Source organism: Pseudomonas fungipugnans (assembly GCF_029955235.1).
GTDB lineage: Bacteria > Pseudomonadota > Gammaproteobacteria > Pseudomonadales > Pseudomonadaceae > Aquipseudomonas > Aquipseudomonas fungipugnans.
Genome location: NZ_JARBWL010000001.1, coordinates 2,220,167 through 2,231,986, shown reverse-complemented (window position 1 = coordinate 2,231,986; position 11,820 = coordinate 2,220,167). Strand labels below are relative to the sequence as shown.

Genomic DNA, 11,820 nt, shown 5'->3' with positions numbered 1-11,820 from the left:
GATAGGGCCAGAACAGGCAACAAATATTCAGGGTTCATCAGGCATAATCCGCCCCAATACCAAAAACAAGGACGCCTTCGAAGTGAGCTCAGTCAACAAGTCGATTTTGTTGGTCGATGACGATCAAGAGATACGCGAGTTGCTGGACACCTACCTGACCCGTGCAGGTTTTCAGGTGCGCACCACGCCCGATGGCGCAGGCTTTCGCCAAGCCATGAACGATGCGCCGAGCGATCTGGTGATTCTCGATGTGATGCTGCCGGATGAAGACGGTTTCAGTCTCTGTCGCTGGATTCGCCAGCACCCGCGTCAGGCGCAGGTGCCGATCATCATGCTCACCGCCAGTTCCGACGAGGCCGACCGGGTCATCGGCCTGGAACTCGGTGCCGACGATTATCTTGGCAAACCCTTCAGCCCACGAGAATTGCAGGCCCGGATCAAGGCGCTGTTGCGTCGTGCGCAGTTTGGTCAGGAGCGATCCGGCCCGGAAGTGCTGGTTTTCGACGACTGGCGGCTGGACATGGTCAGTCATCGCCTGTTTCACATTGATGGCGAAGAAGTGATCTTGTCCGGCGCCGATTTCGCCCTGCTGAAACTGTTCCTCGATCACCCCCAGGAAATTCTCGACCGCGACACCATCGGCAACGCCACCCGTGGCCGCGACCTGATGCCGCTGGATCGCATCGTCGACATGGCGGTCAGCCGCTTGCGTCAACGTCTGCGCGACACCGAAAAGCCGCCGCGACTGATCCGTACCGTGCGCGGCAGTGGCTACCAACTGGCAGCCAATGTGGTTGCCAGCAATGGTCACTGACGGCCTGCGAAAACTTGCGGGTCGGGTGCCGGTGCCGCATTCGTTGCTGGGCCGGATGTTGCTGCTGACCTTGCTGGTGGTGTTGGCGGCCCAGGCGCTTTCCAGTGTGATCTGGGTCTCGCAACTGCGCGCCACCCAGCTCGAAGGGCTGGTGACCAGCGCCCGCAGCCTGGCGCATTCGATGACCGCCAGCGTCAGCTATTTGCGCTCGCTGCCGGTGGCGTTCCGCCCGTTGGTGCTCGACCAGTTGCGCAGCATGGGCGGCACCCGGTTCGTGGTGACGCTCAATGACAAACCGCTGGGCATGGAAGTGCTGCCGATCACCCCGCGCAAGCAAGCCGTGCTCAATGCAGTCGATCAGGTACTGCGTGAGTCGCTGGGCCAGGACGTCGACATCTCGGTGACTTTTGTCAGCCCCGAAGACCTGCGCATTTTCAACAGCGGGCTGAAACTCGATGAGTTGCCGCGTTCCTGGGCGCACTACGCGTTGACCCTGGAGCCGGTGAACCCACCGGTGCTGGTCACGCAGATCCAGATGGCGCCCGGCGAATGGCTGTACATCGCCTCGCTGTTGCCCGAGCCCTACACCAGCCTGGAAGAGCAGGGGCTGCCGGCGCAGCAGGTGTGGTTTATCGTCCTCACCAGCGGCTTCTTGCTGTTGTTCATCGGCTTGCTGGTGCACTGGCAGAGCCGGCCGCTCAAGCGCCTGGCCCGTGCGGCGCGGGACATGTCCCTGGGCGCCGATGTCGAGCCGGTGGCCGAGGGCGGCGGCAGTGAAGTGATCGAGGTCGGCCGTGCCTTCAATGCCATGCGTGAGCGCATCAGCCGATACCTGACCGAACGCAGCCAGTTGTTCAGTGCTATTTCCCATGACTTGCGTACGCCGATCACCCGCTTGCGGCTGCGGGTCGAACTGCTCGAAGACGAGAAGCTGCAAGCCAAGTTCGGGCGCGACCTGGACGAGTTGGAGCTGCTGGTCAAAGGCGCACTGCAATGTGTGAAAGACACCGACATCCACGAAAATATCGAGCCGGTGGACCTCAATCATGTGCTTGATTGCCTGGTCGAGCCGTACCTGGCACCCAATGGCAATGGCCGCGTCACCCAGGATGGCCGTGCACTGGCGGCGTATCCGGGTAAACCACTGGCGCTTAAACGCTGCATCGGCAACCTGATCGACAACGCCTTGAAGTACGGGCAGAACGCGCATTTGCACATCGACGACGATGACAGCGCGTTTGTCCTGCATGTCGATGACGAAGGACCGGGCGTGCCCGAGCAGCGGCTGGAGCAGGTGTTCGAACCGCATTTTCGACTGGCTGGACAGCAGCAGGGGTATGGGCTGGGGCTGGGGATTGCACGCAACATTGCCCACAGCCATGGCGGTGAAGTGACGCTGCAGAATTTGCGCGAGGGCGGGTTGAGGGTGACGTTGCAGTTGCCGCGCAGTGTTGACTAGCAGGGACTGCGTTATCGTTCATCGCGGGCAAGCCCGGCTCCCACATTGGATTCGTGTACGACACGAAACCCCTGTGGGAATGGGCTTGCCCGCGAAGGTGTCAGATCAGGCAGTACTGTTCATACCTGAATGTCACCATCCGGTGACATAACTCGTCCCCTTCGTTACCTGCCCATCCCTGCCCGTTGTTTAGACTCCCCCCGTCAAAACAACAAAAAAAGGCACCCTATGGACTCCTTCCAACCCGCCTTCAGCAGTTGGCTGAAAGCCCCTGCCCACCAGCAATGGCTCGCCGCCGAAGGCCAGCGCCTGCTGGCATTCGCCAAGGCTTCCAGGCTCCCCGAAGGCTTCGGCAACCTCGACGAAAAAGGCCGCTTGCCTGCCAATGCCCATGCCGAAACCATGAACACCGCGCGCATGACCCACAGCTTCGCCATGGCCCATATTCAGGGCCTGCCCGGGTTTGCCGAACTGGTGGATCACGGCGTCAAAGCCCTCAGTGGCCCATTGCGCGACGCCAGGCATGGGGGCTGGTTCGCCGTTGCCCATCATCGCGATAACAACACCGGCAAAGCCGCTTACCTGCATGCCTTTGTTGCCTTGGCCGCCAGTTCCGCCGTGGTTGCCCAGCGTCCTGGCGCCGAAGCCTTGCTTGATGACGCAATCAACATCATCGACACCCATTTCTGGAGCGAGGAGGAGGGCGCCATGCGCGAGTCCTTCAGCCGCGACTGGGCGCAAGAAGAGGCCTATCGTGGCGCCAACAGCAACATGCACGCCACCGAAGCATTTCTGGCCCTGGCCGATGTCACCGACGACAACCGTTGGCTGGTCCGTGCGCAACGCATTGTCGAGCGGCTGATCCATGGTCATGCCGCCGCCAACGGCTATCTGGTAATCGAGCATTTCGACCGCGACTGGCAGCCCCTGCGTGAATACAACCACGATAACCCGGCCGACGGCTTCCGCCCCTACGGCACCACGCCTGGCCACGGCTTCGAGTGGGCGCGGCTGGTGCTGCACCTGGAAGCGGCGCGAGTGCGCGCGGGCATGCTCACGCCGGGCTGGCTGGTCACTGATGCGCAGAAACTTTTCGAGCACAACTGTCGTCATGGCTGGGACGTCGACGGCTTGCCGGGCATCGTCTACACCCTCGACTGGGACAACCGCGCCGTGGTCCGCCATCGTCTGCACTGGACCCATTGCGAAGCCAGCGCCGCTGCCAGTGCGCTGCTACAACGTACCGGCGAGGAGCAATATGAACACTGGTATCGATTGTTGTGGGACTTCTGTGACAGTCATTTCATCGACCGTTGTGACGGCAGCTGGCATCACGAACTCGACCCGCAAAACCGCCCGAGCGCCGATATCTGGGCCGGCAAGCCGGACCTGTATCACGCCTGGCAAGCAGTGCTGATTCCGCGCCTGCCGTTGGCGCCGAGCATGGCTATTGCTCTGGCGCAATTGTCCCGGAGCGTGTCCCAGAGCGGTTCCATGTAACCATATGGTGACATTCCCGCGTCCCTTCGTTACCTGAGAAGGGCTACCCTCTGTTTAAAATCCGTGCAGCGCAAGCACCAGACTTGCATGCATAACAACAAGAAAGGTACTTCTAGATGAATGCGATTTCTCGCCTCGCTACTGTCATTTCTCTTGCCTCATTGCTTCCCCTCAGTGCATTTCCCCTCAGTACGCTTGCCGCCGACTCCAAAGGTTCGGTGGAAGTTGTTCACTGGTGGACGTCCGGTGGCGAAAAAGCCGCGGTCGATGTACTGAAGGCCCAAGTCGAAAAAGACGGCTTCACCTGGAAAGATGGCGCAGTCGCCGGCGGTGGCGGTGCCACGGCCATGACCGTTCTCAAAAGCCGCGCCGTAGCCGGTAATCCGCCAGGCGTTGCGCAGATCAAGGGGCCGGACATCCAGGAATGGGCGTCTACCGGCCTGCTCGACACCGACGTCCTGAAAGACACCGCCAAATCAGAGAAGTGGGACAGCCTGCTCGACAAGAAAGTCTCTGATACTGTGAAGTACAACGGTGACTACGTGGCCGTGCCGGTGAACATCCACCGCGTCAACTGGCTGTGGATCAACCCGGAAGTCTTCAAGAAAGCCGGCATCGAAAAACCACCTACTACCCTTGAAGAGTTCTACGCGGCCGGCGACAAGCTCAAGGCTGCGGGCTTCATTGCGCTTGCCCACGGCGGCCAGCCTTGGCAGGACAGCACCGTGTTCGAAGCGGTGGTGCTGTCGGTCATGGGCGTTGATGGCTACAAGAAAGCCCTGGTGGACCTGGACAACGACGCACTGACCGGCCCTGGCATGGTCAAGGCGCTGACCGAGCTGAAGAAAGTCGCGACCTACATGGACGTCGACGGCAAAGGCCAGGACTGGAACCTGGAAGCGGCCAAGGTCATCAACGGCAAGGCCGGCATGCAGATCATGGGTGACTGGGCCAAGAGCGAGTGGACAGCCGCCAAGAAAGTCGCTGGCAAGGACTACGAGTGCGTAGCGTTCCCGGGCACTGACAAGGCGTTCACCTACAACATCGACTCCCTGGCCGTGTTCAAGCAGAAGAACGCGGGCACTGCTGCCGCGCAGCAGGACATTGCCAAAATCGTGCTGGGTGAGAACTTCCAGAAAGTCTTCAGCATCAACAAAGGCTCGATCCCGGTTCGCAACGACATGCTCCACGAAATGGACAAGCTCGGCTTCGACGAGTGTGCCCAGAAGGCGGCCAAGGACTTCCTGGAAGATGCCAAGACCGGCGGCCTGCAACCAAGCATGGCGCACAACATGGCGACCACGCTGGCCGTACAGGGCGCGTTCTTTGATGTCGTGACCAACTACATCAACGATCCAAAAGCTGATCCTGCCGATGCCGCCAGGAAACTCGGCGCAGCGGTCAAGTCTGCCAAGTAACTGTTAGAGCCGCCGTCCCCTGTGGAAGGCTTTTATGGGCGTCGGGCTTGCCCGCGATGCAGACACCTCGGTGTACCCGTTGCAACCGAGTGATGCCATCGCAGGCAAGCCAGCTCCCACAAGAGCCTGCCCACAAGGCGTGCATAACATAAGTAGTCTCTTTTTCTCGTACTGGATCTTCCCATGAGTTCTGTTGCTGTGTTCAGCAAGGCCTCGCCGTTCGATGCACTGCAGCGCTGGCTCCCCAAACTGGTGCTGGCGCCCAGCATGTTCATCGTTCTGGTGGGCTTTTATGGCTATATCCTGTGGACATTCGTCCTCTCGTTCACCACGTCGACCTTCCTGCCCACTTACAAATGGGCGGGCCTGGCGCAGTACCAGCGGCTGTTCGACAACGACCGTTGGTGGGTGGCGAGCAAGAATCTGGCGGTGTTCGGCGGCATGTTCATCGGTATCACCCTGGTAATCGGAGTGCTGCTGGCGGTGTTTCTTGACCAGCGCATTCGTCGCGAAGGTTTCATTCGCACCATTTACCTGTACCCGATGGCGCTCTCGATGATCGTCACCGGTACCGCCTGGAAGTGGCTGCTCAACCCGGGCATGGGCCTGGACAAATTGCTGCGTGACTGGGGCTGGGAAGGCTTTCGCCTGGACTGGCTGATCGACCCGGATCGCGTGGTGTATTGCCTGGTGATCGCTGCGGTATGGCAAGCCTCGGGCTTTATCATGGCGATGTTCCTCGCCGGCCTGCGTGGGGTTGATCAATCGATCATCCGTGCCGCCCAGATCGATGGCGCGAGCATGCCGCGCATTTACCTTAAAGTGGTATTGCCGAGCCTGCGCCCGGTGTTCTTCAGTGCGGTGATGATCCTGGCCCACATCGCGATCAAGAGTTTTGACCTGGTGGCGGCAATGACCGCCGGTGGCCCGGGTTATTCCTCCGACCTGCCTGCGATGTTCATGTATTCCTTTACCTTCAGTCGCGGCCAGATGGGCATGGGCTCGGCCAGTGCGATTCTGATGCTCGGTGCGATTCTCGCAATCATCGTGCCTTACCTGTACTCCGAGCTGAGGACCAAGCGTCATGACTAGTTTCGCTGCCAAACCTTCCATCAGCCTGAGTCGCATCGCGATCTACGCCGTGCTGATCCTTGCCGTATTCCTGTACCTGATACCGCTGGTGGTCATGCTGTTGACCAGTTTCAAGACGCCGGAAGACATCAATACCGGCAACCTGCTGAGCTGGCCGACCGTGGTCACCGGCATTGGCTGGGTCAAGGCCTGGGCCACGGTCGACGGGTATTTCTGGAACTCGATCAAGATCACCGTCCCGGCGGTGCTGATCTCCACCGCGATCGGTGCACTGAACGGCTATGTGCTGTCAATGTGGCGCTTCCGGGGGTCGCAACTATTCTTCGGCTTGCTGTTGTTCGGCTGCTTCCTGCCGTTCCAGACCGTCCTGCTGCCGGCCTCGTTCACACTTGGCAAGATGGGCCTGGCCAGTACCACTACCGGCCTGGTGTTTGTGCACATCGTCTACGGACTGGCATTCACCACGCTGTTTTTCCGCAACTACTACGTCAGTGTTCCCGATGCGCTGGTCAAGGCGGCGCGGCTCGATGGCGCGGGTTTCTTCACGATCTTCCGCCTGATCATCCTGCCGATGTCCACCCCGATCATCATGGTCTGCCTGATCTGGCAGTTCACCCAGATCTGGAACGACTTCCTCTTCGGCGTGGTGTTCTCCAGCGGTGACTCGCAACCGATCACGGTGGCGCTGAACAACCTGGTCAACACCAGTACCGGGGCCAAGGAATATAACGTTGATATGGCGGCGGCGATGATCGCCGGGCTGCCGACCCTGCTGGTCTATGTGGTCGCAGGCAAGTATTTCGTGCGCGGGCTGACGGCCGGCGCAGTCAAGGGGTAATCATGGCAACGCTCGAACTTCGCAACGTAAACAAGACCTATGGCCCAGGCCTGCCGGACACCCTCAAGAACATCGAGCTGTCGATCAAGGACGGTGAGTTCCTGATCCTTGTCGGGCCTTCGGGTTGCGGCAAGTCGACCCTGATGAATTGCATCGCCGGCCTTGAGACCATCACCGGCGGCGCGATCATGATCGGTGACCAGGACGTCAGCGGCATGAGCCCGAAAGACCGTGACATTGCCATGGTGTTTCAGTCCTATGCGCTGTACCCGACCATGAGCGTGCGCGAGAACATCGCCTTCGGCTTGAAGATCCGCAAAATGCCCGCTGCCGACATCGAAGCGGAAGTGGCGCGAGTGGCCAAGCTGTTGCAGATCGAACACTTGCTCAACCGCAAACCCGGCCAGCTCTCCGGTGGTCAACAACAGCGCGTGGCGATGGGGCGTGCCCTGGCGCGCCGGCCGAAGATCTATCTGTTCGACGAACCGCTGTCCAACCTCGACGCCAAGCTGCGGGTCGAGATGCGCACCGAAATGAAACTGATGCACCAGCGCCTGAAAACCACCACGGTCTACGTGACCCACGACCAGATCGAAGCCATGACCCTGGGTGACAAAGTGGCGGTGATGAAGGACGGCATCATCCAGCAGTTCGGTACGCCGAAAGACATCTATAACAATCCAGCTAACCTGTTCGTGGCGAGCTTCATCGGTTCGCCGCCGATGAACTTCATTCCACTGCGTCTGCAGCGCAAGGACGGGCGTCTGGTGGCGCTGCTCGACAGCGGTCAGGCGCGCTGCGAATTGCCGTTGGGCATGCAGGACGCCGGCCTTGAAGATCGCGAAGTGATCCTCGGCATGCGCCCGGAGCAGATCGTGCTGGCGGGCAGCGAGGCCAATGGCTTGCCGACTATTCGTGCTGAAGTTCAAGTCACCGAGCCGACCGGGCCGGACACGCTGGTGTTCGTCAATCTCAACGACACCAAGGTCTGCTGCCGTCTGGCGCCGGATGTCGCGCCAGGTGTTGGTGAGACCCTGACGTTGCAATTCGATCCGTCGAAGGTGTTGCTGTTTGATGCCCAGACAGGGGAGCGCCTGGGGGTTGCGGGTGTGCCAAAAACCGAAGCATCGGTAGGCAACATCGCGCAATTCAAAGGTCGCTGAAGATCAAATGTGGGAGCAGGACCTGTGGGAGCCGGGCTTGCCCGCGATGCAGACAACTCGGTTCAGTGCCGAACTGGGTTGATGCCATCGCAGGCAAGCCAGCTCCCACAGGGTCCAGCTTCCAGAGGGAGCACGCGGTGGGCGGCCTGTCGTTCGTCGCAATTGATGTAAACCGCGTTAGATAAAAACAGTTAATAACAATAAAGACGAGGATGTAGGGATGAAAAAGAACACCAATGTGCGTATCTGCCAGTTGTCAGCTGTTGCGGCGGCAATAACCCTGGCCGGTAGCGTTCACGCGGCTGACGCGTTCAGCCAGGATTCCCAGTGGATGACGGGTGACTGGGGTGGCGAGCGGACCAAGCTGATCGAGCAAGGTATCGATATCAAGGCCGACTACGTTGGTGAAGTGGGCGGCAACCTCCACGGCGGTTACAACAACGACAAGACGGCGCGCTACAGCGACCAGTTTGGTCTGGGCGTGGCGCTGGACCTGCAAAAACTGCTCGGCTGGGATAACACCCAGGCCAAGGTCCAGCTCACCAACCGTAACGGTGAAAACATTTCCAATGACCGCGTCGGCGATCCGCGTGCCGGCACCTTGAGTTCCTCTCAAGAGGTTTATGGCCGTGGCCACATGGTTCGTCTGACCCAATTGTGGGTTCAGCACCAGTTCCTCGACAACAAACTGGACATCAAGGCCGGTTACTTCGGCGAAGGCGAAGACTTCAACACCTTCCCGTGTGACTTCCAGAACCTGGCGTTCTGCGGCTCCCAGGTGGGTAACTGGGCGACCGGCATCTGGTACAACTGGCCGGTCAGCCAGGCGGCATTGCGCATCAAGTACAACATCACGCCTGAGTTGTATGCGCAGATCGGTGCCTACAACCAGAACCCGTCGCAACTGGAGCACGGTAACGGCTTCAAACTCAGCGGCAGTGGCACCAAAGGCACCGTCCTGCCCGTCGAACTGGTCTGGTCGCCGAAGGTCAACAGCCTGCCGGGCGAGTACCGTGTCGGTTACTACAAAAGCACTGCCCCTGCTGATGACGTGCTTAAAGACGCCAACGGCAACGACGCTGCAACCACCGGTGAACCGTATCGCGTTCACGATAGCAAGCACGGCTACTGGTTCGTGGCGCAGCAGCAACTCACCAGCCACAACGGTGATGCTTCGCGCGGCCTGAACGTCGCGGCCAACGCCACCTTCCATGACAAGGACACCAACGTCGTCGACAACTACCAGTCGCTGATGTTTGTGTACAAGGGCCCGTTCGATGCACGTCCAAAAGACGACGTCGGTATCGGTTTCGCCCGTATCCATGTCAACGATGACGTGAAGAAAAACGCCGAGCTGCTCAACGTTGCTGATGGTGCTACCAACTACGACGACCCGCTGTTCTCGCCGCTGCGTTCCACTGAATACAACTACGAGATCAACTACGGTTTCCACGTCACCAACTGGCTGACCGTGCGTCCTAACCTGCAATACGTCACTCACCCAGGCGGTGTCGATGAAGTCGACAACGCCCTGGTGGCCGGTCTGAAAATTCAGTCGGTGTTCTAACGTTGTTGCGATAAGCTCCTCTCTATGTGCGCATATTTGCGGACAGCCAAGGCTGTCCGCTTTTTTTTGGGGCGGCGCAGCCCGGGTAGTTGATTTTCAGGACCGTGGCACATGCATGAGCATCCGCTACAACGCTTCTTCAAGTCCTTGCGCGAACGTCCGGTGTTTGCGTGGGAGCGCTATCAGGTGCGCGACGTGTTGGTGATCGATCACCCGTTGTGTCAGGCAGTGTTCAGTCGCCAGGGCGCGCAGTTGCTGCACTTTCAGCCCAAGGGCCAGAAGCCCTGGCTGTGGTGCGCGGCGAAGTGGCCGCATGTGGGGGCCATTCGCGGTGGCGTACCGGTGTGCTGGCCGTGGTACGGCCGTCACCCGAGCGAAAATGCCTGGCCGTCCCATGGCTGGGCGCGGCTGCTCGACTGGAAATTGCTCGACAGCAGCAGCGATGACGACGGCGTGCGTTTGCACTGGCAGTTGCAGTTGTGCGACTGGACGGTAGAGCTGCACGCGCACCTGGGTGAAGGGATGGATCTGCGCCTGAGCACCGAGCATCAGGACAGCCTGCCATGCCAGTTGAGCCAGGCTTTGCATGCTTATTGGCGTATTGGTGACGTTGCTGAGGTAGCGCTGTCTGGGCTCGACGGTGCGCAAGGTTATGACCAGTTGAATCGTCAGGTCTGTCAGCAGGAAGGCGAGTTGCGGGTTGACGGTGGCTGTCAGCGGGTGTTCCAGCACGACGGTGAGCTACAGATCAAGGATCACGCCTGGCAGCGCGAGTTGTGCATTGATACCGGTGACGATGGCGACACAGTGGTCTGGCATCCGGGCTCGCGGCCGTTGCTGGGGGTGAGCTGGAGTGAGGTGTGTGAGTTTGTCTGTGTCGAGGCGGCGAGCGGCGGGACCGATAGCCTGAGCCTGGCACCGGGGGAGCGGGCGCATTTGAGTTTGCAGGCGCGGGTTGGAGCTTAGTTCAAGCGTTTCGGTGCTGCAGATGACGCCATCGCGAGCAAGCTCGCTCCCACAGGGGAATGCATTTCAAATGTGGGAGCGAGCTTGCTCGCGATGGCGTCAGATCAGGCACTAAAGATACTGGACTAATTAAACTCATCCCCAACCGGATACCGGCTCGCATTCAAGCTCTCTTTGATCTTGCGCAAATGCGGCTGGAAATCCACACCCCGGCGCAAGGTCATGCCCGTCGCCAGCACATCCAGTACGGTCAACTGAATGATCCGCGACGTCATTGGCATATAGATGTCGGTGTCTTCCGGCAGCGGGATGTTCAGGCTCAAGGTACTGGCCTTGGCCAAAGGCGAGCCCTCGGCCGTCAAACCCAGCACCGAAGCGCCGTTCTCCCGCGCAATGCGCGCCACTTCCACCAGTTCGCGAGTGCGGCCGGTGTAGGAAATGATCACGAACAATTCGCCGGTATGGGCCACCGAGGCAATCATGCGTTGCATCAGCACATCGGCATGGGCAGTGACCGCCAGGTTGAAGCGGAAAAACTTGTGCTGTGCATCCAGGGCGACCGGCGCCGAAGCCCCGAGGCCGAAGAAGTGGATCTGGCGAGCCTGGATCAACAGATCGACGGCTCGGCTGATCAGGTTCGGGTCCAGCGCCTGACAGGCACTGTCCAGCGATGCGATGGCGCTGCCGAAGATTTTTTGGGTGTAGGCTTCAGGATTGTCATCCGCCTCTACCGCTCGACTGACATACGCAGCGCCGCTGGCCAGGCTCTGGGCCAGTTGCAGCTTGAGTTCGGGATAGCCGCTGACGCCGAACGAACGGCAGAAGCGGTTGACGGTCGGTTCGCTGACCTTGGACGCCTGGGCGAGGGCGGCGATGCTGAAGCGGGTGGCCTGCTGTGGGTTGAGCAGGATCACTTCGGCGACTTTGCGTTCGGCCTTGTTAAGGTCTTCCAGGCGGTTCTGGATCTGCTCCAGTAAATTTCGCACGCGGTCCATATATGTTT

10 protein-coding genes are annotated in these 11,820 nt (G+C 59.9%); 9 read left to right on the top strand and 1 reads right to left on the bottom strand.

Going from position 1 to position 11,820, the window contains the following annotated elements:
• Positions 1-82: 82 nt before the first annotated feature.
• The 9 genes from POF45_RS09040 (at position 83) to POF45_RS09000 (ending at position 10,817) form a co-directional block, all read left to right on the top strand.
• Positions 83-814: a response regulator gene (locus tag POF45_RS09040; RefSeq protein WP_259495999.1), complete on the top strand. Its 732-nt coding sequence runs from the start codon at positions 83-85 to the stop codon at positions 812-814.
• Positions 804-2,273 carry an ATP-binding protein gene (locus POF45_RS09035; protein ID WP_259495998.1) on the top strand — a complete coding sequence of 490 codons (1,470 nt, stop codon included), beginning with the start codon at positions 804-806 and terminating at the stop codon, positions 2,271-2,273. Before POF45_RS09040 ends, POF45_RS09035 begins: the two co-directional genes overlap by 11 nt.
• Positions 2,274-2,501: 228 nt before the next feature.
• The gene (locus POF45_RS09030) at positions 2,502-3,773 is read left to right on the top strand and encodes a D-mannose isomerase (RefSeq protein WP_282315547.1); all 1,272 of its coding nucleotides are present in this window, start codon (positions 2,502-2,504) and stop codon (positions 3,771-3,773) included.
• A 116-nt stretch (positions 3,774-3,889) separates the two neighbouring features.
• Positions 3,890-5,191 (top strand): ABC transporter substrate-binding protein, encoded by a 1,302-nt coding sequence (locus POF45_RS09025; RefSeq protein WP_259495995.1) that lies wholly within the window; start codon positions 3,890-3,892, stop codon positions 5,189-5,191.
• Between the two features lie 183 nt (positions 5,192-5,374).
• Positions 5,375-6,283, top strand: coding sequence for a carbohydrate ABC transporter permease (locus tag POF45_RS09020; protein ID WP_054044927.1), 909 nt, complete (start codon positions 5,375-5,377; stop codon positions 6,281-6,283).
• Entirely contained in the window at positions 6,276-7,121 is an 846-nt protein-coding gene (locus tag POF45_RS09015) for a carbohydrate ABC transporter permease (RefSeq protein WP_282315546.1), read from the top strand. The genes POF45_RS09020 and POF45_RS09015 overlap by 8 nt, the downstream gene beginning before the upstream one ends.
• Positions 7,122-7,123: 2 nt before the next feature.
• On the top strand, positions 7,124-8,284 hold the full coding sequence (locus POF45_RS09010) for an ABC transporter ATP-binding protein (RefSeq protein WP_259495993.1): 1,161 nt from the start codon (positions 7,124-7,126) through the stop codon (positions 8,282-8,284).
• Between the two features lie 220 nt (positions 8,285-8,504).
• Positions 8,505-9,851: a carbohydrate porin gene (locus POF45_RS09005; RefSeq protein ID WP_259495992.1), complete on the top strand. Its 1,347-nt coding sequence runs from the start codon at positions 8,505-8,507 to the stop codon at positions 9,849-9,851.
• A gap of 111 nt (positions 9,852-9,962) precedes the next feature.
• Positions 9,963-10,817, top strand: a complete 855-nt coding sequence (locus POF45_RS09000) for a D-hexose-6-phosphate mutarotase (protein ID WP_282315545.1) — start codon at positions 9,963-9,965, stop codon at positions 10,815-10,817.
• A gap of 125 nt (positions 10,818-10,942) precedes the next feature.
• On the opposite strand, the gene POF45_RS08995 is transcribed toward POF45_RS09000, so the two are convergent.
• Complete coding sequence (locus POF45_RS08995) at positions 10,943-11,803, bottom strand: MurR/RpiR family transcriptional regulator (protein WP_177331417.1); 861 nt, start codon at positions 11,801-11,803, stop codon at positions 10,943-10,945.
• Positions 11,804-11,820 lie beyond the last annotated feature (17 nt).

Excerpts from the sequence above, each read along its gene's own strand:
- POF45_RS09035 (WP_259495998.1), top strand. The coding sequence starts at position 804 with ATGGTCACTGACGGCCTGCGAAAACTTGCGGGTCGGGTGCCGGTGCCG.
- POF45_RS09030 (WP_282315547.1), top strand. The coding sequence starts at position 2,502 with ATGGACTCCTTCCAACCCGCCTTCAGCAGTTGGCTGAAAGCCCCTGCC.
- POF45_RS09025 (WP_259495995.1), top strand. The coding sequence starts at position 3,890 with ATGAATGCGATTTCTCGCCTCGCTACTGTCATTTCTCTTGCCTCATTG.
- POF45_RS09020 (WP_054044927.1), top strand. The coding sequence starts at position 5,375 with ATGAGTTCTGTTGCTGTGTTCAGCAAGGCCTCGCCGTTCGATGCACTG.
- POF45_RS09015 (WP_282315546.1), top strand. The coding sequence starts at position 6,276 with ATGACTAGTTTCGCTGCCAAACCTTCCATCAGCCTGAGTCGCATCGCG.
- POF45_RS09010 (WP_259495993.1), top strand. The coding sequence starts at position 7,124 with ATGGCAACGCTCGAACTTCGCAACGTAAACAAGACCTATGGCCCAGGC.
- POF45_RS09005 (WP_259495992.1), top strand. The coding sequence starts at position 8,505 with ATGAAAAAGAACACCAATGTGCGTATCTGCCAGTTGTCAGCTGTTGCG.
- POF45_RS09000 (WP_282315545.1), top strand. The coding sequence starts at position 9,963 with ATGCATGAGCATCCGCTACAACGCTTCTTCAAGTCCTTGCGCGAACGT.